The organism is Flammeovirga agarivorans (assembly GCF_012641475.1).
Lineage (GTDB): Bacteria > Bacteroidota > Bacteroidia > Cytophagales > Flammeovirgaceae > Flammeovirga > Flammeovirga agarivorans.
The window spans coordinates 139,522-161,789 of sequence record NZ_JABAIL010000004.1 but is presented as its reverse complement, the minus strand read 5'-3'; the positions used below and the strand labels follow the sequence as shown (position 1 = coordinate 161,789).

General features: G+C 35.0%; 18 protein-coding genes and 4 tRNA genes. 6 read left to right on the top strand and 16 right to left on the bottom strand.

Features of this window, described 5'->3' with window-relative positions; all coding sequences use genetic code 11:
- Positions 1 to 155: 155 nt before the first annotated feature.
- Together hisG and hisD are read left to right on the top strand one after the other, a co-directional pair.
- Entirely contained in the window at positions 156 to 1,013 is an 858-nt protein-coding gene (hisG, locus tag HGP29_RS13670) for an ATP phosphoribosyltransferase (protein WP_211093290.1), read from the top strand.
- Positions 1,014 to 1,109: 96 nt separating this feature from the next.
- On the top strand, positions 1,110 to 2,396 hold the full coding sequence (hisD, locus tag HGP29_RS13665) for a histidinol dehydrogenase (protein WP_168882985.1): 1,287 nt from the start codon (positions 1,110 to 1,112) through the stop codon (positions 2,394 to 2,396).
- A gap of 82 nt (positions 2,397 to 2,478) precedes the next feature.
- Here the strand turns inward: hisD and HGP29_RS13660 are convergent, their stop codons facing one another.
- Together HGP29_RS13660 and cysM are read right to left on the bottom strand one after the other, a co-directional pair.
- Positions 2,479 to 2,985 (bottom strand): DUF3347 domain-containing protein, encoded by a 507-nt coding sequence (locus tag HGP29_RS13660; protein ID WP_168882984.1) that lies wholly within the window; start codon positions 2,983 to 2,985, stop codon positions 2,479 to 2,481.
- 11 nt (positions 2,986 to 2,996) lie between these two features.
- Positions 2,997 to 3,875, bottom strand: a complete 879-nt coding sequence (cysM, locus tag HGP29_RS13655; RefSeq protein WP_168882983.1) for a cysteine synthase CysM — start codon at positions 3,873 to 3,875, stop codon at positions 2,997 to 2,999.
- 212 nt (positions 3,876 to 4,087) lie between these two features.
- Between cysM and gcvT the strand changes: the two genes are divergently transcribed.
- The gene (gcvT, locus tag HGP29_RS13650; protein ID WP_168882982.1) at positions 4,088 to 5,185 is read left to right on the top strand and encodes a glycine cleavage system aminomethyltransferase GcvT; all 1,098 of its coding nucleotides are present in this window, start codon (positions 4,088 to 4,090) and stop codon (positions 5,183 to 5,185) included.
- A gap of 55 nt (positions 5,186 to 5,240) precedes the next feature.
- On the opposite strand, the gene HGP29_RS13645 is transcribed toward gcvT, so the two are convergent.
- The 7 genes from HGP29_RS13645 to HGP29_RS13615 form a co-directional block, all read right to left on the bottom strand.
- Positions 5,241 to 5,651 (bottom strand): hypothetical protein, encoded by a 411-nt coding sequence (locus tag HGP29_RS13645; protein ID WP_168882981.1) that lies wholly within the window; start codon positions 5,649 to 5,651, stop codon positions 5,241 to 5,243.
- A gap of 224 nt (positions 5,652 to 5,875) precedes the next feature.
- Positions 5,876 to 5,959: transfer RNA gene (locus tag HGP29_RS13640), tRNA-Leu, on the bottom strand.
- A gap of 19 nt (positions 5,960 to 5,978) precedes the next feature.
- Positions 5,979 to 6,062: transfer RNA gene (locus HGP29_RS13635), tRNA-Leu, on the bottom strand.
- A gap of 30 nt (positions 6,063 to 6,092) precedes the next feature.
- A tRNA-Leu gene (locus HGP29_RS13630) sits at positions 6,093 to 6,176 on the bottom strand.
- Between the two features lie 24 nt (positions 6,177 to 6,200).
- Positions 6,201 to 6,284: transfer RNA gene (locus HGP29_RS13625), tRNA-Leu, on the bottom strand.
- Positions 6,285 to 6,455: 171 nt separating this feature from the next.
- Positions 6,456 to 7,214 (bottom strand): 5'/3'-nucleotidase SurE, encoded by a 759-nt coding sequence (gene surE / locus HGP29_RS13620; RefSeq protein WP_168882980.1) that lies wholly within the window; start codon positions 7,212 to 7,214, stop codon positions 6,456 to 6,458.
- Positions 7,215 to 7,290: 76 nt separating this feature from the next.
- Positions 7,291 to 7,941 (bottom strand): hypothetical protein, encoded by a 651-nt coding sequence (locus HGP29_RS13615; protein WP_168882979.1) that lies wholly within the window; start codon positions 7,939 to 7,941, stop codon positions 7,291 to 7,293.
- 417 nt (positions 7,942 to 8,358) lie between these two features.
- Here HGP29_RS13615 and aceB point away from each other — a divergent pair, with 417 nt between their 5' ends.
- Both aceB and aceA read left to right on the top strand, forming a co-directional pair.
- A complete protein-coding gene (gene aceB, locus HGP29_RS13610) occupies positions 8,359 to 9,963 on the top strand; it encodes a malate synthase A (RefSeq protein ID WP_168882978.1) in 1,605 nt (534 codons plus the stop codon).
- A 77-nt stretch (positions 9,964 to 10,040) separates the two neighbouring features.
- Positions 10,041 to 11,315 (top strand): isocitrate lyase, encoded by a 1,275-nt coding sequence (aceA, locus tag HGP29_RS13605; RefSeq protein ID WP_168882977.1) that lies wholly within the window; start codon positions 10,041 to 10,043, stop codon positions 11,313 to 11,315.
- A gap of 57 nt (positions 11,316 to 11,372) precedes the next feature.
- Here the strand turns inward: aceA and HGP29_RS13600 are convergent, their stop codons facing one another.
- The 4 genes from HGP29_RS13600 to radA form a co-directional block, all read right to left on the bottom strand.
- Complete coding sequence (locus HGP29_RS13600) at positions 11,373 to 12,524, bottom strand: hypothetical protein (protein ID WP_168882976.1); 1,152 nt, start codon at positions 12,522 to 12,524, stop codon at positions 11,373 to 11,375.
- On the bottom strand, positions 12,491 to 14,386 hold the full coding sequence (locus HGP29_RS13595) for an ABC-F family ATP-binding cassette domain-containing protein (protein ID WP_168882975.1): 1,896 nt from the start codon (positions 14,384 to 14,386) through the stop codon (positions 12,491 to 12,493). The genes HGP29_RS13600 and HGP29_RS13595 overlap by 34 nt, the downstream gene beginning before the upstream one ends.
- Before the next feature lie 62 nt (positions 14,387 to 14,448).
- The gene (locus HGP29_RS13590; protein ID WP_168882974.1) at positions 14,449 to 16,353 is read right to left on the bottom strand and encodes an OmpA family protein; all 1,905 of its coding nucleotides are present in this window, start codon (positions 16,351 to 16,353) and stop codon (positions 14,449 to 14,451) included.
- 10 nt (positions 16,354 to 16,363) lie between these two features.
- Positions 16,364 to 17,767, bottom strand: coding sequence for a DNA repair protein RadA (gene radA, locus HGP29_RS13585; protein ID WP_168882973.1), 1,404 nt, complete (start codon positions 17,765 to 17,767; stop codon positions 16,364 to 16,366).
- Positions 17,768 to 17,939: 172 nt separating this feature from the next.
- Here radA and HGP29_RS13580 point away from each other — a divergent pair, with 172 nt between their 5' ends.
- Positions 17,940 to 19,445 carry an MBOAT family O-acyltransferase gene (locus tag HGP29_RS13580; RefSeq protein ID WP_168882972.1) on the top strand — a complete coding sequence of 502 codons (1,506 nt, stop codon included), beginning with the start codon at positions 17,940 to 17,942 and terminating at the stop codon, positions 19,443 to 19,445.
- Between the two features lie 16 nt (positions 19,446 to 19,461).
- On the opposite strand, the gene HGP29_RS13575 is transcribed toward HGP29_RS13580, so the two are convergent.
- The 3 genes from HGP29_RS13575 to HGP29_RS13565 all read right to left on the bottom strand — a co-directional run bounded on the left by HGP29_RS13575 (position 19,462) and on the right by HGP29_RS13565 (position 22,022).
- Positions 19,462 to 19,866 carry a GNAT family N-acetyltransferase gene (locus tag HGP29_RS13575; protein WP_168882971.1) on the bottom strand — a complete coding sequence of 135 codons (405 nt, stop codon included), beginning with the start codon at positions 19,864 to 19,866 and terminating at the stop codon, positions 19,462 to 19,464.
- A gap of 71 nt (positions 19,867 to 19,937) precedes the next feature.
- Positions 19,938 to 21,110 (bottom strand): sodium:calcium antiporter, encoded by a 1,173-nt coding sequence (locus HGP29_RS13570; protein WP_168882970.1) that lies wholly within the window; start codon positions 21,108 to 21,110, stop codon positions 19,938 to 19,940.
- 24 nt (positions 21,111 to 21,134) lie between these two features.
- Positions 21,135 to 22,022, bottom strand: a complete 888-nt coding sequence (locus HGP29_RS13565) for an MBL fold metallo-hydrolase (RefSeq protein WP_168882969.1) — start codon at positions 22,020 to 22,022, stop codon at positions 21,135 to 21,137.
- Between the last annotated feature and the right edge of the window lie 246 nt (positions 22,023 to 22,268).

Here is a 22,268-nt window from a genome sequence, read left to right as displayed (position 1 = left end):
TTTTGATGAAATATTCTAAAAATATAAGTAGATTTGATGTAAATATTGATTTTATATCATATTCATTCATCAGTTTATTAACAAACAACGTAGACTGAACTATTTTTAAAACTGTCTAGTGCTACACGTAAAAGTGTAAGACACAATTATTTATTATGACAAAACTTAAGATTGCAATCCAAAAGTCAGGTCGTTTAAGTGAAGGTTCACTTAACTTGATCCGTCAATGTGGAATTAAGATTCCTAGAATGAAGGGAGCTTTAAAAGCAGAAGCAAGCAACTTCCCTCTAGAATTTTTATTCCTTCGTGATGATGACATTCCGGGTTACGTTCAAGACGGCGTAGCCGATCTCGGAATTGTAGGTGCCAACGAGGCTGTTGAAAAAGACAAGCATGTTGATACTATACATCATCTTGGGTTTTCTAAGTGTCGTTTGTCTATTGCTATTCCAAAAGAAAAAGAATATAAAGGTATCCAAGACCTTGATGGAAAAAGCATTGCTACGTCCTACCCTAAAATCCTAGGAGATTATTTACAAAAGGAAGGAGTAAATGCTGAAATTCATGAAATTTCTGGATCTGTAGAAATCGCTCCTAATATTGGTTTAGCAGATGCAATCTGTGACCTTGTTAGTACTGGTAGTACATTAATGCAAAACAACTTAAAAGAAGTTGAAAGTATTTTCACTTCAGAAGCATTAATGATCTCAACTCCAGGTCTTTCTAGCGAAAAACAAGAAATTATTGATCAGTTATTGTTTAGAATCAACGCTTTACAAACTGCTGAAAATAATAAATACATTCTTTTAAATGCTCCGAAAGACAATTTAGATACCATTCTAGAATTATTACCTGGAATGAGAAGCCCTTCTATCCTACCGTTAGCTGATGAAGGATTCGTTTCTATCCATACAGTAATCGCTGAAGACGACTTCTGGTCTAAAATTGAAGAATTAAAGGCAGCAGGTGCTGAAGGAATTCTTGTAGTTCCTATTGAAAAGATGATCATATAAGTTTTCATCACAATTTCACTCACCATTTTATCTCAGTTTGATACCAAAAATGTCAAACTGAGATAATTTCATTTATAATGATAAAGCATTTAAAGTATGAAATTATTCAAAAACCCTGATAGAAAAGAATGGAACGCTTTATTAGAGCGTCCTGCTATGAGAATGGAAGAAATTGAAAAACAAGTTTCTCCTATTCTAAAAGCTGTGCAAAAAGATGGGGATGCAGCTTTACGTGCCTTTTCTTTACAATTTGATGGTGCTGAAGTAGATTCGTTACTTGTTTCAGATTCTGAATTTAAAGAAGCTGACCAACTTGTATCATCAGAGTTAAAAGAGTCGATCTCTATTGCTATTGATAATATTACAAAGTTTCATGCTGCTCAAAAAAGCGAAACTTTGAAAGTTGAAACAATGCCTGGTATTAATTGCTGGAGAAAAAGTGTACCTATTCAAAAAGTAGGTTTATACATCCCTGGAGGTTCTGCCCCATTGTTTTCTACTGTTATTATGATCGGTGCTCCAGCTATTATCGCTGGTTGTGAAGAAGTTTGTCTCTGTACACCACCGAATCAAGAAGGTAAAATTCATCCAGCAATATTATATGCCGCACAAAAAGTAGGTATCAGAAAAGTTTTTAAGGTAGGTGGTGCACAAGCTATCGCTGCCATGACATTTGGTACTGAAACTATCCCTGCTGTTTCAAAGATATTTGGACCAGGAAATCAGTATGTAACTGCTGCAAAACAATTAGCCACTAAAGAAGGTGTTGCTATCGATATGCCAGCAGGTCCCTCAGAGGTTCTTGTTTGGGCTGACGACACTGCCAATGCTTCTTTTATTGCTGCTGACTTGTTATCACAAGCCGAACACGGACCAGATAGCCAGGTAATTCTTGTTTCTACATCTGAAAAGATCATCGAAGAGACACAAAAAGAAGTGGCAAAACAATTGGCAGTATTACCAAGAAAAGAGATTGCTCAGAAAGCACTTTCTCATTCTAGAAGCTTCTTAATTGACGATGAAAAAACAGCACTTCAATTAGTAAACGAATATGCCGCAGAACACCTAATTCTTGCTTTAGATGATGCCGTTTCGGTATCAGAAAAGATTGTCAATGCAGGATCTGTTTTTGTTGGACACCTTACACCTGAATCTGCTGGGGACTATGCTTCCGGCACTAACCATACCCTACCAACTTATGGTTATGCAAAAAATTATTCAGGCGTATCTTTAGATAGTTATTATAGAAAGATCACTTTCCAACAAATCGACAAGAAAGGACTTCTAGATTTAGGACCTCATGTTGAGAGAATGGCTGCTGCTGAAGAATTAGATGCTCATAAAAATGCTGTAACAGTACGTCTTCAATCATTAATTGACTAGGAACTACTCTACAACATTGCAAATAAAAAGGCTTAAATGACACGTATCATTTAAGCCTTTTTTTATCAAATAAGGTGATGTTTTATTTTCCTTTGATCGTTTCCATTACTCGACCACAGTGTAACATTTTATCTCCAAAATATGGATTAATTACCTCATCAGTTGCACTCAACCAATCTGCTCCTGTATTATCAAAAGCCATTGGACAATGTACTTTATATACATCCATACCTGCTTCTCCTGACTTAGCAATTTCATAATAATATGCTGTAACTACCTCAAATTGCTTTCTTTGTTCTTCAAGATCCGTAGAAGCTACTATCGCTTCAACTGCTTGCTTTACTTCAGTAGCATCTTCAGGTAAAGTGGCTAATACTTTCTTCGCATAAGTTTGTGCTGCTGTTGGATTAGACGCAATCAAACATTCTGAAAGTTTAAAATACGCCATTGGCCCTTTGGCTTTTTCTGCATTATAAACGACAGGTTTTAGTTCAACCTTTTCTTCTTTTTGAACTTGTTGCTTTTCGGCATTGCCACCACAACTCATCATCATAAACCCTAGAACACCCAGAGCAATAATCTTTTTCATAATATGGATTTTTAAAATAATTCAGTTGATAAGTATTTATCTCCGCGATCACAGACAATAAATACAATTGTACCTTTCTCGATTTTTTTCGCTGTTTCTAAAGCAACAAAACAAGAACCTCCACTACTCATCCCAGCAAAAATCCCTTCTTCTTTTGCTAATCTTCTAGCTGTAACTGTTGCTTGTTCTTTAGATACATCAACAGTTTGGTCAACTCTTTCACTGTTAAATATTTTTGGAAGGTAAGCTTTTGGCCATCTTCTAATACCAGGTATTTTCGCTCCTTCTGCAGGCTGTGCACCCACGATTGTAATGGCTTCACTTTGTTCCTTTAAAAACTTTGAAGTACCCATAATAGTACCTGTTGTTCCCATTGCTGAAACAAAATGTGTTACCTCTTGATTTGTGTCTCTCCAGATTTCTGGACCAGTAGTTTTGTAATGGGCTAAATAGTTATCAGGGTTATCAAATTGATTAAGCATAAAATAACCACCTTCTTCAACTTTTGATAAAGCATAATCTCTAGCTCCTTCCATAGAAATGGCAGCAGGAGTCAAAGTTACTTTCGCTCCATACGCTCTCATTGATTTCACCCTTTCTATTGTTGCACTATCTGGCATCACTAATTCGATTTCAATATCCATCAAACTAGCAATCATCGCTAATGCAATTCCAGTATTTCCACTAGTGGCTTCTATTAACTTCGTCCCTTTCTTTAAATCTCCTCTTTTAACAGCTTCGTTAATCATATTATAAGCTGCTCGGTCTTTCACACTACCGCCTGGGTTCTGACCTTCTAACTTTGCAAATATCTTTACATTAGGATTTGGACTCATATTTTTCAACTCCACAAGAGGAGTATTCCCTACTAAGGATAACACAGATGCCATAATAATCTAGTTTGAATGTATCGTTTGTGTAATTGTACCGCTAATTTCTAGAAATTTTATCAAGAGAACAATTTTGTAAAAACTTATGATAGGAATAAAATTAAAAGAGTATGAAAATTTAGAACAATCTACTACTTTTGGCCTTTGAAAATCGTCCACAGATTTACACCAAATTTAATCTAACCATTTGGTAACACATATTCTTAAAGAAAATGACAGAACAAACATTAAAGAAAATCGCCTTAAACGATGTACATGAAGCACTTGGAGCTAAGATGGTTCCTTTTGCGGGTTACAACATGCCTGTTCGTTACTCTTCAGACATTGAAGAACACAAAACTGTAAGAAATGGCGTTGGCGTATTTGACGTTTCACATATGGGCGAATTCATGCTTAAAGGCCCAAAAGCATTGGATCTAATCCAAAAAGTATCATCTAACGATGCTTCAAAACTTTTTGACGGTAAAGCACAATACTCTTGCCTACCTAATGAAGATGGTGGTATTGTCGACGACTTAATCATCTACAAAATCAAAGATGAGGAATACATGTTGGTTGTAAATGCTTCTAATATCGAGAAGGACTGGAATTGGATCGCAGAAAGAAATACTGAAGGTGTTGAAATGACAAACGTTTCAGATGACACATCTTTATTTGCTGTTCAAGGTCCAAAAGCAGCTGAAGCAATGCAATCATTGACAGATGTTGACTTATCAAATATGGAATTCTATACATTCACTATCGGTCAGTTTGCTGGCGTGGATAATGTTGTAATTTCAGCTACTGGATACACTGGTTCAGGAGGGTTCGAATTATATGTACCGAACAAAGATGCAAAAGCAGTATGGGAAAAAATCTTTGAAGCTGGTGCAGACTTTGATATTAAACCGATTGGTTTAGGTGCTAGAGATACCTTACGTCTAGAAATGGGGTACTGTCTATATGGAAATGATATTGACGACACTACTTCTCCTTTAGAAGCCGGTTTAGGTTGGGTAACAAAATTCACTAAAGAGTTTACTAACTCTGAGAACTTGTTAAAACAAAAAGAAGAAGGTGTAACTAGACGTCTTGTAGGTATCGAATTATTGGACAGAGGTGTTCCAAGAGGTGGATATAACGTCTTAAATAACGATGGTGAAGTGATTGGAAAATTAACTTCTGGTACTATGTCACCAATGTTAGGAAAAGGTGTTGCTTTAGGTTATGTCAATAGACCACTAACAAAAGCAGGTTCTGAAATCCTTATTGAAGTTAGAAATAGAAAATTAAAAGCAGTAGTCACTAAACTACCTTTTTATAAAGCGTAATTTTAAAAAATAACGTGAAATAAAAAACCTTATCATTTTAAAGTGATAAGGTTTTTTAATTATTGATAAGTCCTTTGACTTGAGGCCTTACTTTTTCGAAGAGTATAATCAATTCTGATTTATCCTGTAAGTAATTATCTATTCTACTGTGGACTAATCTATTTCTAGTATCTATATCTAAAGAATCTAAATCTTCATCATCCCCGATTACTTGCTCGCCATCAACGTATTCTTCATATAACAGCACTCCATCGTACCTGGTTATTGTGAAATGTACAATCGATGAATTCAAGTCATCTCCCTGAAGAGAAGCCTTAAAGGTATCCAATTTCAAGGGTTTGCTGTAAGTCAATTCATACTTTTTAGAATACAGCTCTCCATCCAAGTTATCATCGATAACTTCGTTCTCACAACTAGAAAAAATTAGCAGTGAAAGAATGCCGTATATTAAAAATTTCTTGATCAACTGTCGGTTATGTTATATTAATGTGGTACAAATATACAGCATTTTAAGTATTTAATATAATTTTCACAGATTTTATGTTAAAATAAAACGTAAACTTCACAAATATTAAAAATACTAAAATCATCTGTCTGCAGTTTTATAAAATCCGGTTATCGAAATCACCAAAAAACAATAAATCGGATGATTAACCACAAAAAAAGGCATTGAAAAATTCAATGCCTTAGTACCTGGGGTGGGGCTCGAACCCACACGAGGTTGCCCTCACAAGATTTTGAGTCTAGCGCGTCTACCAATTCCGCCACCCAGGCGCATATAGAACAAAAGTAGTACTCGGGGTGGGGCTCGAACCCACACGAGGTTACCCTCACAAGATTTTGAGTCTAGCGCGTCTACCAATTCCGCCACCCGAGCAATCTGTTCTATATGATTATGTTTAAGTAGTACCTGGAGTGGGACTCGAACCCACACGTGGTTACCCACACAAGATTTTGAGTCTAGCGCGTCTACCAATTCCGCCATCCAGGCTTAAAACAACAATAATTGAAATAGTACTTGAGGTGGGACTCGAACCCACACGTGGTTACCCACACAAGATTTTGAGTCTAGCGCGTCTACCAATTCCGCCACTCAAGCAATCAATTACTGATATTTTCTACTGCTCTCCGTATGAAAGCGATGCAAATATGCATGGTTAAAATTAGAAAACAAATAAGTTCTTCTGACTTTTTTCTAATCAAATATTAACATGCTGATAAATAGGATGAAATTTTGAGAACTCCTTCCATCCTATTTGCTGCAGCTATTCTATTTCAATAAATCTTGCAAATATTCATGATTTGTAAGGTCAATTTTCACAGGAACGATACTTCCATAATTGTTATTTAAAGCCCACTCATCAGTATCTTCTCCTTTATCGAACAAAACATATTTCCCTGTTAACCATAAATATTTTCTTCCAGATGGATCTGTTCTTTCGTCAAATTCTTCTTGCCATTTACCATCCGCCTGGCGACAATACTTTAATCCTTTAATTGGTTCATCTGATACTTTTGGAAAGTTGACATTTAAAGCCGTTCCTTTTGGCATCCCTTTTTCTAAAACCTTTTTTGCAATTTCTTCGACAAAATCTCTTGTATGATTAAACTCTGCATCATACCCATAATCACAAACACTATATCCAATAGCCGGCAATCCTTCAATAGCAGCTTCTAATGCCGCCGACATCGTACCAGAATAAAGTACACTTACTGAAGAATTACTACCATGATTCACCCCACTAACGACCAAGTCTGGCATACGCCCTAATAAATGGTTTTTGGCTAACTTCACACAATCCGCTGGTGTCCCAGAACACTGATAAGCTTTCACCCCATCTTTGACAAAAAGGTCAGACTCATGGTATTTTAATGGATCATGTATAGTAATTGCATGCCCCATACCCGATTGAGGACTATCTGGTGCAACAACAACAACTTCACCTAAATTTTTCATTACATCTACTAGAAAACTTATTCCTTTAGATGTAATACCATCATCGTTTGTAATTAAAATAAGAGGTTTCATTTTTTGATAATTTTATTCATAAAAAAACGGGCTATATGTTATGCCCGTGTAAATATAAGTATCTATTTCTCTTTCACTAGTTGGTTACTTCCCTTGCCCCTACTAATGAATCATAATATCTAACAATTTGAAGGAAGTCTTCTCGATCCTTATAATCTAATTTATTGATCTTAATAAATGCAGCCACTTCATCTTTATACTTCCCAAAGTACACCAACATTGTTTCAAGCTTTCTTGTATCCACTTGACGTATTTCTGCATACATATCCATTAAATAGAAATCGTACACCAAGATTCTTCTTCTTGTATTAAAGTTATTTCCCCAATAAGGATCATAAGAAGTTTCAGATACTTCTGCTATACGTTCTCTGATAAATAAAACATAGGGCTCTCCATCTTCCAACAACTCGAAGAAATGATTTTTCACATATCCTTTAGATTGCTTAAACGGCAAAGAATAAAAGAATCGTTCTCTTTTTGTTGTTGCATCTAGAATTTGAAACGAACGAACATTCATTGCACCAAAAGACTTAATCACTCCATTTACAAGAATTTGAATTGACTCTACACCTTCTTCTAATGAGTATTTAAGCTTTCCTTTTAATGTTGTACCGTTATTCAAGTCGACTTCTCCCATATGCCAATATTCAGAAGGAAAATCTTGTGCTTGAACTGAAAAAGATAAGATAGAAACTAAGAATGTTATTATTATATGTTTCTTGACCATAAGTATGGAATTAATATCGTCAGATAAATTAGTGTTGATGAAAAATCATTTCCTATTATTAATATACTAAATAATCTTATAGGAATTACATTCACAATAAAATCACAGTAAATTTTACCCTATTTTTTCACACAAAGAAAAAGAGCATTTCTTTCGCTCATTTCTATAAAAACTAAATCAAACTTAGTTCAAAACACAAAAAATGTATTTTTTTGCGAATTTTCGCATTTTTACTAATACACATATAATACAACATAATATATCCTTTAAATATGTTTTATTGGTTATCAATATTTATATTTTCATATTTTATTTATTTGAATGAATATTCACTAGCGAATTTTCGCTTTTTTTATTCATTTCGCTTTTTATATATTTGTAACAGACACAATCACCAAGACACTAACTTTAAATATCATGAGAGGACAACACATTACTCAAAATGAGAAACTAGAAATCAGAAATTTGATTTCTAATGAGTACGAGACCATTCTAACTCCTGAAGCTTTAGAGTTTGTGGTCAAATTGCACAACAAGTTCAACAAACGTAGACTAGCGTTGCTTGAAGCCAGAACTAGACGCCAAGAAAGAATTGACGAAGGCAAGAAACCAAGTTTCTTAGCTGAAACTGCCTACATTCGAAATAGTGAATGGACAGTGGCAGAAGTAAAGGAAGACCTTCAAGACCGTAGAGTTGAAATTACTGGACCAGTAGATCGTAAAATGATCATAAATGCATTAAACTCTGGTGCAAATGTATTTATGGCCGATTTCGAAGACGCTAACTCTCCTACTTGGCAGAACAACATGGAAGGTCAAATTAACCTTCGAGATGCTGTAAGAAGAGAAATTGAATTCACTCATCCCATCACTGGTAAGGAGTATACTTTAAATGAAAAAGTAGCCACTCTTTTGGTTAGACCTAGAGGTTGGCATCTTGAAGAGAAAAATATACTGATAGAAGGAACTTCTATTTCTGGTGGATTATTGGACTTTGGTCTTTACTTCTTTCATAATGCACATGAATTAATTAGAAGAAGCAGTGCTCCTTACTTCTACTTACCTAAAATAGAGAGCCATCTAGAGGCAAGACTATGGAATGATATTTTTGTGTTTGCTCAAGATGAGCTAGGTATTCCTCAAGGAACTATCAAAGCTACAGTACTTATTGAAACGATATTGGCAGCTTTTGAAATGGATGAGATTTTATATGCTCTAAAAGACCATTCAGCAGGATTGAATTGCGGTAGATGGGATTATATTTTCTCATTTATAAAAAAATTTAGAAACGATCCTGAATTCGTTCTTCCTGATAGAGCTTTAGTAACCATGAAAGTACATTTCATGAAGTCATATTATGAACTTCTTATACAAACTTGTCACAAACGTAAAGCTTTTGCAATGGGTGGAATGGCAGCTCAAATTCCAATTAAAGACGACCAAAAAGCCAATCAAAAAGCAATTGATAAGGTAGCAAAAGATAAAACTAGAGAAGCATTAGCAGGTCATGATGGGACCTGGGTAGCTCATCCAGGTTTAGTTGCCACTGCTAAAGAAGTTTTTGATAGATACATGGGCGGTCCAAACAATTTAAATAAAGCCATCACTTATAAAAAAATCACTGCAGAAGATTTACTGACAGTACCTCAAGGAGATATAACTCTTAAGGGTTTAAAGATGAATATCGATGTTGGAATTCAATATATCGCCAAATGGCTAGACGGACAGGGTGCTGTACCAATCTATCATTTGATGGAAGACGCCGCAACAGCAGAAATTTCTAGAACTCAGGTATGGCAATGGATAAAGCATCAGGCTAAAACAGATGAAGGTGTAACGATCACCCAAGAACTGTATCACAGCCTTATTCCAGAAGTGATGGACACCATAAAAGAATATGTTGGTACTGAACAATTTGAAACAGGAAAGTACAATGAAGCTCTTGAAATTTTCAATCAACTAGTAACACAAGATGAATTCATAGAATTCTTAACGTTACCTGCTTATCAAAAATTAGATTAAAAAAATTAGGGCAATCCTACCGCCATAGTTTTGCCCTATTATGAATAATAATTACTCACGATTAAAATTAACCAAAAATGACAAAGCAAGAAAGAATTGACGCATTAAATAAGGAATGGAATACAAACCCAAGATGGGCAAACATTGAAAGACCTTTTACTGCTGAAGAAGTAGTAAAACTTCAAGGCAACGTCATAATTGAACACTCACTAGCAAAACAAGGTGCTGAAAAATTCTGGAAAGGCTTACATTCTGAACATTATATGGCAGGTTTGGGCGCTTTAACTGGAAACCAAGCAATCCAAGAGGTTGAAGCTGGGTTAAAAGCTATCTATTTAAGTGGATGGCAAGTGGCTGCAGATGCCAACTTGGCGGGACAAATGTACCCAGACCAATCATTATACCCAGCCGACTCAGTACCTAAAGTTGTACAAAGAATAAATAATGCATTAAGAAGAGCAGATCAGATCCAGTCTGTCGCTGACAGAGATGATACCGATTATATGGTACCCATCATTGCCGATGCTGAAGCAGGTTTTGGTGGTAACTTAAACGCATTTGAATTAATGAAAATGATGATTGAATCAGGTGCATCTGGTGTACACTTCGAAGATCAGTTATCATCTGCTAAGAAATGTGGACACTTGGGTGGTAAGGTATTAGTGCCTACACAAGAGGCAATCAACAAGTTAATTGCTGCTCGTTTAGCTGCAGATGTATGTGGTACTAATACAATTATTATTGCAAGAACAGATGCTGATGCCGCTAATTTAATTACGAGTGATATTGACCCAAGAGATCAAGAATTTATTTACGGAGAAAGAACTTCTGAAGGATTCTACCAGGTAAATAATGGAATTGACCAAGCCATTTCAAGAGGCTTATCGTATGCACCTTATGCCGATTTAATCTGGTGTGAAACGTCACACCCAGACCTTGAAGAAGCAAAACAATTTGCAGATGCTATTCATGCTCAATTCCCAGGCAAGATGTTAGCCTATAATTGTTCTCCTTCATTTAACTGGGCTTCAAAATTATCTGTGGAGGAAATGGAAACGTTCCGAGAAAACTTAGCAGATATGGGTTATAAATTCCAATTCATTACGTTAGCAGGTTTCCATGCCTTGAATACGAGTATGTTTGAATTAGCAAAAGCATACAAAGAAAGAGGCATGGCGGGATACTCACAACTCCAAGAAAAAGAATTTGCTTTACAAACAGACGGCTTCAGAGCGGTGAAACACCAAGCTTTTGTTGGCACCACATACTTTGATGCAGTTCAAAACACCGTAACTAACGGTACTGCATCTACCACTGCCATGGAAGGAAGTACAGAAACCGCTCAATTTTAATTAGCTTATATATGGTTACCTAACTAAAAACTCTTCTACTTTTTGTGGAAGAGTTTTTTATTGATCATTCAATTGTAATGACCTAGTACTTTTTATCTCATCTATAGTTGAAAACGACTGCTTGTTTACATAGATATTACCGCCTGTCACCAAAGCCAGCTTTTTATAGTCACTGACTATATATGGAATACCATTCTTATCCTCATCAGCATAGTTTAAGATAATCTCAACTGGTCTTTTCAATTGATCAACTAAACTTATATCTCTGACTTTAGATTGGTTATCTCCTATCAAAACAAATGTATTTGCATCTGGAAACTCTTTTTGGGCATAAATTAAGGCTTCAATATCGTTTTCAGGCAAATCACCTCCATCACCTTTGTTCTTAACGGAGGCCATAAGGTTCATCACAGGCATAACTTTGGAAGATCGTATATGATAGACACCATAAGTCTCACCAATCACCTTTTGGTTACTCAACTTTGTATCTCCATCATTAAAAAACACAAAACCTATCACTTGATCCTGCGCTCTTTCTTGTATCAACCAAGAAAGCAGATCTAAAGTATAAGGATACATAGACCCAGTCCAATCACTGACTACAACTATTTTATTCCATTTATCTCTATGCTCTGAGAAAATTTCAGCTGTATTTGAGTTGACATGATCTTCAACATGAAGTTTTTTCTTCACCAAGTGATCAAACCTATGTTCAATTTGTTTTTTTCTTTTGTTTTCTTCTTCTGGGGTAGATTCTTTTCTCGGATGTTTCCTATAATAAACAACGATTCCATGAAACATCTTTTCAAAGTCTCTCTTAGAAACTCCTTGTGTTTGTTTAATAATTCTCCAACGAATTACCGGATCATCAATTGATCCATCAAACCATTTAGAAAAAGCCTCTATCCTATTGATGTTAAGGCTGGAAAAATCAAAATCTTTGGGGTGATCAGTATACACCAATAGTACACTATCTATTTGTAGCCTTGAAATCGTTTCCGCTTCAGGTAAAGTTAGAATTTCATCCTCCCCATAAGACATAGGCAAGGTAAAGAACTGTTTAGTAGAATCAATTTTTAATTCACCAACACTTCTATACCCTGCCCTAAAATATAATTGTTCAGGTGACTGTGCATAAATACAAAATGACAAAAACAGTAGTATAACTGTTTGAATTATCCATTGGCTATTTCGTCTAGTTCCATCCATCGCATCATTTTCTCATCGGCATCATCCATGATAACACCTAATCTTTCTGAAATCTCTCTGATTTCATCTGCATCACTTACACTACCATCAGACAACTTTCCTTCCAATTCTTCTTTTTCTGTTTCTAAAACTTCGATTTCTTTTTCTAAAGTTTCATATTCCTTTTGTTCCTTGTAAGATAATTTCTTAGAAGCTGTTTTAGGTTGCACCTTCTTTTCTGTAGCTTTTTTCTCCTCTTTTAAGGCTTGTTTTTTCTGACGTTCCAGCTCATCTAAATAAGCTCTATATTCAGAATACTTTCCATTAAAATCCTTAATAATACCGTCACCTTCAAAGACAAACAAGTGATCTACCAACTTATCCATAAAATAACGGTCGTGAGTAACTACGATGACACACCCTTGAAATTCCTCCAAGAAATCTTCCAACACACTCAAAGTATCTAAATCTAGATCATTGGTTGGCTCGTCAAGGATTAAAAAGTTAGGATTCTGAAGTAATACAGTACATAAATATAGTCTTTTTCTCTCCCCTCCACTTAGTGTAGAAATAAATGAATGTTGTTTTTCAGGAGTAAAAAGGAATCGATTCAACAATTGCAATGGAGTAAGACTTGTACCATCACCCATGGTGTGATTTTCAGTAATATCTCTTACAACATCAATTACTTTAATATCTTCATCAAAACTTAAACCTTTCTGAGTATAGTATCCATATACAATCGTCTCTCCTTTTGTAATAATACCTGCATCTATAGATTCAGTTCCCGTCAACATATTAAGAAATGTAGATTTACCGACACCGTTATTACCAACGATACCAACTCTCTCTTTACGTTTAAACACATAAGAGAAATCATCTACAATCTTTTTATCTCCAAATGATTTATATACATTCTCAAATTCAAGAATCTTCTTCCCTAAACGGGACATATTGACCTGAATTTGTACTTTTTCTTCTTTCTTTCCACTTTTTGCTTTTTTCTTCAAATCATGGAAAGCATCCATTCTAAACTTTTGCTTTGTCCCCCTTGCTTTTGGCATTCTTCTTACCCAATCGAGTTCTTTTCTCATTAGGTTTTTTGCCTTTTCAACCGTTACAGCATGATTTGCTTCTCTTTCGGCTTTCTTTTCTATATAGTATGAATAATTACCTTTATGGGTATAGATCGTACCATCCACTAATTCAATAATTTCGTTACAAACACGATCTAAGAAATAACGGTCGTGAGTAACTAATAAAAGAGACAATTTAGATCTAGTTAGGTATTCCTCTAACCATTCAATCATATCTAAATCTAAGTGGTTGGTAGGCTCATCCAAGATGACCAAATTGGGTTCTTCAATAAGGATCTTACTAAGTGCAACTCTTTTATGTTGTCCACCTGAAAGTGATTCCATTGAAGCCGATAAATCGTTAATTTTAAATGCTGTGAGAATTTGTTTTACTCTAGCCTCAGCATCCCAAGCCTTAAACTCTTCCATTTTAGCAGTGGCAAGATCCAATTGCTTCAATACTGCATCCGAATAATCAGTTGATGATAAAGCTACGGCTTCTTCATAGTTACGAACAGCTCTTAGGATTTCTGAATCACTCGACAATACATAATCCAATACCGACTGACCTTCTTCAAAAGTAGGTTCTTGTTCTAGCAAACCAATTTTAATTTCTTTATTGATTGCTATTGTACCTCCATCTAAAGACTCTTTTCCTGCAATTGAATTCAATAAGGTAGACTTACCTGTACCATTTTTTGCTACTAAAGCTACTTTCTGACCTTGTTGAATCCCAAAGCTAATATTTTCATAAAGAGGTTTCTCTCCCCAGTATTTTGTTGCGTTATCGACTGATAATAAATTCATCCTATTTTTATTTTAGATCACAAAAATAGAATAAAACCTCAAATAATTATCTATTGCTATTACTATAAGATGATAAACTCTATACGTCTATTTTCTTGTCTTCCTTCCTCTGTCTTATTCGAACTGATAGGTTGCGACTCACCATATCCAATAGCTTTAAGTCGAGATGCATTGATATCATTACTAATCAGATAATTGACAACAGCTTGGGCTCTTTTTTGGGAAAGATCTTTATTGTACTCGATAGTTCCAATATTATCTGTGTGCCCTGCGATTTCTACAGCCACATCAGGGTTTCTCTTCATAAATTCAAGAATTTGCTCCAACTCTGCTGCTGATTTATTTTTTAGCTGATATTTATTTGATTCAAAGAAGATATTATTTAAAGTAATATTGGTTCCTTTCTCTATTCTTTCTAAGAATATATCTAGTGTTTTTCCATCCACTCCAGCATTATGCATATCAAAAGTGAGACTTTGATACAAATACCCTGGACGAGAAATGAACAAAGCGTATTCTTCATCTTGATTTAACACGATTAGATATTTTCCAGATTCTGAATCGGACATTACTCTCGATTCTGTCTCATCACTTTCTAATCTTTTAAGCTCCAACTCTGCTTTTAAAGGTGCTTTTGTGACTGCATCATAAACAACACCTTCAAGATAACTACTCAACGCATCAGGTTGTACTTCTTCAGGAACGTCAAAAGTCACAATTTTACTGCTTCTCTTTCCATCAGGTGCTAAAATCTCTTTTGAAAAATAGCCTTTAGAACCATCTGCAGAAACAATTAACGATACTTGGTCACGATGATCATTTAAAGGATAACCTATGTTTACTGGTTTTGTCCAAAGCGCAGGACTTTTTTGATCTGTTTTAAAAATATCTAATCCTCCAAAGCCTAAATGACCTTCAGATGAGAAGTAAAGTGTTTTACCATTAGAGTGGATGTAAGGAGAAATATCGTCCTCCATAGTATTCACAACATCTCCTAAATTCTTAGCAGTTGTCCATGCCCCATCAACAAGATGAGAAACCCATATATCTTTTTTCCCAATTCCTCCTTTTCTATCAGAAACAAAGTATAAAGTTCTACCATCAGCTGATAGTGAAGGCTGCGACTCCCAATCTCTAGAATTAATATGTGGGCCAAGATTTTTTGGTTTTAACCAATGGTCGCCTACTTTTTTGGCCATAAATAAATCGCAACTTCCGTATCCAGGCAATTCTCTGGTAGATTCACAAGAAGTAAAAATCATAAATGATCCATCAGCAGAGATGGTACATGTTCCTTCATTAAACTTTGTACTTAGTTCTCTAACTATTTCTGGAGAGGCCCATTCTCCATCAATTTTCTCTGATCGATAAATGTTCTCGTCTGATTTATATGTTCTAGCAGTGAAATATAATTCATTACCAGTAGCCGTTATAGCAGGAAAATATTGTTGATCTAATTTATTGACTGAATCGCCTAACGATACAGGACTATAAGGCAACTCATGTTGCATATTCGCCATCGCATAATCACAAGATGCTATAATCTTATTCGCAATTCTTTTTTCCTTGTACTCCTTACTAGAAGGTCTAAAGTCTAGATACGATAAGCAAAACTGTTTCGCTTTAGCATAATTTCCCTCTGACCATTCGTATTGTGCCAAGGAAAGGTGTGCTAAAGCGAATTTAGGTTCTTTATCACAGCAAAGCATTAGTCTTTTGTATAATGCCCTTGATTTCTGATAATCCCTTTCTAATATATTTAGATAAGCTAATAAGTAAAAACTATCTCCAAATGTGGTATCGGCAGCGATTGACTTTTCAAGAAAAATCTTTGCTTCTCCTATTTGTCGTTGTTGAATTGCCTCTTCGGCCTTCATATAGTTCTTTTGTGCTTTACCTCTATTTTGTCCGAAAGACATTGACATTCCTAAGACAAAACATAAATATATCAGAATCGATTTTCTCATAAATTTCTTTCTATGTGAATAATTTTTCAGCAAGCTCCGCTATTGTTCCAACAGGTATTACTTTCATCTTAATTTTTGAAAGATCTAACCCTTTAGTATTGTATTTTGAAATAAACATTTCTTTGAAGCCTAATTTTTCTGCTTCAGAAATCCTATTTTCAATTCTAGATACGGCTCTTATTTCTCCTCCAAGTCCTACTTCTGCTGCAAAACAAGTAGTTGATTCAATAGCAATATCTTCAAATGAAGATACCAAAGAAACAGCTACTGCTAAATCAATAGCGGGATCTTCTACCCTAAGTCCTCCCGTAACATTTAAAAATACATCAGAAAAGTTTAATTTATATCCTGATCTTTTTTCTAATACAGCAAGGAGCATATTTAACCTTTTTGCATCAAAACCTGTAGATGACCTTTGAGGGTTACCATATACAGAAGGAGATACTAAAGATTGTATCTCTACTAATAACGGTCTATTCCCTTCCATTACTGTACCAATAGCGACGCCACTTAATCCATCATCACGTTGTGAAAGTAAAATTTCAGAAGGATTACTTACTTGACGCAACCCTGTAGTGACCATTTCATATATCCCAAGCTCTGAAGTGGATCCAAATCTATTTTTTGCAGTACGTAATATTCGATAACTCATATGACGGTCACCTTCAAATTGAAGTACAGTATCTACCATATGTTCTAAAACTTTTGGCCCTGCTAAACTTCCTTCCTTGGTTATATGTCCAATCATTAGTACCGGCGTACCTGTATCTTTTGCGAATTTGATTAATTCTGCTGCACATTCTTTCACTTGTGATACACTTCCAGCCGCTTGCTCTAAAAACGGAGATACCAACGTTTGAATAGAATCGATCACCAAAACATCGGGAGTCATCTTTTCAATATGAGCAAAGATTTTTGAGGTATCAGTTTCTGTCAAAACATAAGTTTCTTCAGATGAGTACGGAATTCTTTCCGCTCTTTGTCTGATTTGTTGTCCGCTCTCCTCTCCAGATACATAAAGTACCTGCTTATCTTTCAGAGATAAGGCAATCTGAAGCATTAATGTAGATTTACCAATACCAGGTTCTCCACCAATCATTACGACTGAACCTTGTACAATTCCACCTCCAAGAACTCTATTTAACTCTTCGTCGAGAGTCACAATTCTAGGTTCTTTTTCGAATGTTACCTCATTTATTTTAATTGGTTTTGATGTTTCCGCTTTTGCATTCACATACCCACCTTTATTCTCAGATTTACTCATTCTCCAATCACCTTTTTTAGGTGCTTCATCTTGAAGAACTTCTTCTACGAATGTATTCCACTCGTTACATGTAGGACACTTGCCCTGCCATTTCGGGGATTCATGCCCACAATTTTGACAAAAATAAGCTGTCTTTACCTTTTTAGCCATATAGTATTTACCTCCAAAAAATATTATTGAAGATAAACCAAGAAGGTTGATAATTCAAACAAATCATCGAATGATGAAAAATTCTTTAGTTAAAATCAATACTAATAAAAGAAAAGCATGTAAATTCGTTAGGAGATTTTTTAAGCCATTATTTTTTGAGAGGGTTAATTAGATGTTAGAATTAGTTACATATCATGAAAATAGTCCACTATTATTTACCCAAGTAATCTTTTGGGTGCTTTTTGGTACTATTATCATCGTTTATCAATTCATATATAAAAATATCACTGCAAGAAACTTCTTATTGTTGCTAGCAAGTTTGTATTTCTATTATATGTCTAGTGGATTCTACTTCGTACTTCTTTTATTTTCCACCGTTGTAGATTATTACATAGGGAGTGCCATTTTCCATTCCAATAATAAAGCAAACAGGAAAAGACTTGTATTTCTAAGTGCCTTCATTAACCTTAGTCTCCTTGCCTATTTTAAGTATACTTTCTTCTTCGCGGAAGGAATTAATACGCTTTTCCATATTGAGTTGGAACCAGAAAACTATTTAGCAGCCATGATCAATGGAATATTTGGTACTGCTATGGACACCTCCAATATTTTTCTACCTATTGGTATCTCTTTTTATACTTTCCAAACTATTAGCTACTCTGTAGATATCTATAGAGGTGACATTAAACCTGTAGATAATATCTGGGACTTTGCACTATTTGTTAGTTTCTTCCCACAATTAGTAGCAGGTCCAATTGTGAGAGCATCGGAATTTATTCCTCAGATACACAACAATTATAGAGTTACTGAAAGTGAGTTTGGACATGCATTGTTCTTAATTGCAGGAGGATTAACAAAGAAAATCTTAATCTCTGATTATATCTCCATCAATTTTGTCGATAGAATTTTCGAATCCCCTTGGTCTTATTCTGGATTTGAAAACCTTATGGCTGCCTATGGTTATGCTATTCAGATCTATTGTGATTTCTCTGGGTATACGGATATCGCTATTGGTGTTGCCGTTTTATTAGGATTTAAGCTACCTCTAAACTTCAACTCCCCATACAAAGCCACTGATATTACAGACTTTTGGAGAAGATGGCACATTTCTCTTTCTTCCTTCCTTCGAGATTATCTTTATATCCCTTTAGGTGGTAATAGAAAAGGGAAAGTAAGAACCTACATCAACCTCATAATAACTATGCTGTTAGGTGGTTTATGGCATGGAGCACATTTCCGTTTTATCATTTGGGGTATGCTTCATGGTTGTGGATTGGCTCTGCATAAACTATGGCTAGAAATTGTTGGCAAGAGGTTTACTAACAACAAGATTTTCAATGTTATAAGCACAATTTTCACTTTCCATTTTGTTTGTTATGCATGGATTTACTTTAGAGCAGAAGACATGCAACATGCCGAAAGTATGATAAATCAGATATTCACGAACTTGGATTTATCTCTTGCTTGGGAAGTGATTTCAGCCTATAAATTGGTTTTCTTAGTCATGGCGTTTGGGTATTTCATCCATTGGATACCACAAAAGTGGAAGGATACATTGGCGATTGAATTTATCACAATGCCTGATTTTGCAAAAGCTGCATTTCTATTCTTTATTGGATTTATATTATTTCAAAGTAGATCAGCAGATATACAACCTTTTATTTATTTCCAATTCTAGAGTACAATAGCATCATTTAATGCTCTAATCCGTCATAAATCCACATTGGAACAGTATCGCCAGCTTTTCTAAAGCCCATTTTCTGATAAAATTCTACTGCTTCTGCATCTGATGTCAACATTTGCATATGGAAACCTTCATATTTACTCATGAGTTTTTCCATTAATAACTTCCCCACTCCTTTACCTTGAAAACTTGGATGAACAAGAAGGTGTGGAAAGTAAACAACCAAGTAACTATCAGATATTGCATTTCCTAAGCCAATTAATTGTTCATCTTCCCAAGCTGTAACCAAAGTGTGTGAGTTTTGTAGCGCCTTAAATAAATGCTCAGGTTTATCGGCAGCACTCCATCCATTTAATTTATATAATGAAGTTATCTGTTCAATTGACGGTAATTTAGCTTCCTCTATTGTGATCATATCAAGTATTGAAAATAAAAAAGCACCACCTGAATTGAATCGGGTGGTGCTTTAGTTAATAATAATTTCTATTATGCTTTATGGAATGGATTCAAGCTTATTAAGAAGTTATTGATATCAATAAACACCTCTTGGAAAGGTTGCATCCATGATGCATTGTATGTGTAAGCTAAAGTATATCCGATAAATACTACATACATCAGTATCAGTAGGTATCCACTTTTAGCTCCTAATTTCTTTCTCTTTGCTCCAATATAGAAGATCATCATGGCTGCAAATGTTAAGAACAATAAGATGATTCTAAACTGACCAATAAAATCCATTTCAGAAGCCTCTCCTGACATTTTAATAGATTCCCCTGTCATTAATGTGTACACCGTTAATGGCATACCTAAGGCGAAACAAATATCAAAAATATTACTTCCTAATGCATTTGAAATGGCATCGTTATAAGCACCATTATTCGCACTCTTTACAGAGATAATAGTATCAGGCACTGATGTAGCTGCTGCAGCAAAAATTAATGCAACAATGTACATATCCCAACCCATACCTTGACCTAACAACTCACACCCTGTTACTAGAAAATGACATGCACCACCTACTATAGATGTTGAAAGAATAAGTAATACCCAAGCTCTAGATGAGTTCATGGCATTGTTACCCATAATTGCATGTGATAGATCCAATTTCAAAAGTGCGCTTAATCGACCACCTTCACCTTCTTCGTATTCATATTCTTCATGTTCATCCCCTTCATTATCAATTTTAATAAATACTAATGAAAGAACATAAACAACATATAAAGACATAAGAAATGCACCATGTTTCCATGTTAATTCCTTTTCAGATACGAAAATAATCAAACAAAGAATTGCCAACATTAGAGCTATACCATCTCTAAGAATAACTTTAGGGTTAACAGTAATATATTTCACCTTTCTATTCAGGACGATAACACTAATTATTACAGCAGCAGGAATAATCATGATATTAAATACAGCACTACCAGATGTAGTACCAATACCACTAGCAAAACCTGTAGCATCTCCTGCAATCACCAAGAAGAAAAATGTTGTAAACAACTCAGGCATAGAACTACCAATTGCATCTATTGTTGCCCCTTTAACTCCTCCTTTCATGTTTCTGCCTAAATACCCGGACGCATCTTCGAAACCATCACAAGCTTTCCAAATGACAATACACGCAATAAAAATGATGAGTAGACCTAAAAAAATTTCCATTCTTTGTTTAATCTATTAGAATTACTAGTTTTTCTTATCCCAATATCGCAATAACCCCGCCACACTCATGAAGGGTGGGTTTGCAGCTTCATATTGGTTTAACGCAATCTGATCCAAACCTAGTACAATTAATTCATTTTTTACAAAATTTGTAAAAAGTTCTTCCATTTTTTGTTGAGAATAATTCAATTTTCGGTATTCATTAACAATTTCAGCAACTTTGTACAAGTCTTCTTCAAGCGCAATAAGATGATTACTTACATCAGTAACGACACCGAAATGAGTTAAGTATAATTTACTCGGAGAAATTTCTCGAATTAAATCTATTGACGTTTGCCACTTCTCTAAATTGATGTCTGGAGGAGGGCATGGAGCCACCACTGGGCCATTACCAATTTTCACTCCTGCAACATCTCCTGTAAATAAACCGTCTCCTACTTGCCAAGCAATATGATGATTGGCATGTCCTGGAGTGTACCATGCAGTAAAATCTGTATTTCCTATTACAATTTTCTCTCCATGTTCGGGAGAAATCAATTGTTTTTCGGGAATTTCATTCATTTCTCCCCATAATCGATCCATATCGTCTTTATAAATCATTTTTGCAGAAGCCATAAGTTTCGCAGGATTTGCCATATGACGTACTCCAAAGGGGTGTAAATATATATTAGCTCCATGTTCGGCAAACTTCCATGCAGCTCCAGCATGATCCAAATGGATATGAGTTATAAATACATGTTTGATGTCAGTTACCTTAATATCAATTTTATTTAAGGCCTTTTCAAGTACAGGAAATGTACTATATGGACCGGTTTCAATTAATGCTGGTCCTTCTGAGGTTTGAATAACGTAAGAGGCAATGGCTTCTTCGTTACCAAGAAAATTTAAATCGATTGGTTTAATTTCATTCATTTCGAAGTTTAATTTAGTGATGGATTAATTACTTTAAAATTGTATAAAAAAGTAAATCTTTCTTGTAATTCAAATATGTTTCATATTCATATTCTAAAAAATGATTAGTATTACTTTAACTTTGTATCATTGAAAATTAGTCAAACTTTTTTTTCATTTCATATTAACGTTTAATAAATTGAAGAGGTAAAAAAAGGCATGATTTTTCAATCGAATAGTGATAGTCTAGCTTTTTTAGAACACATT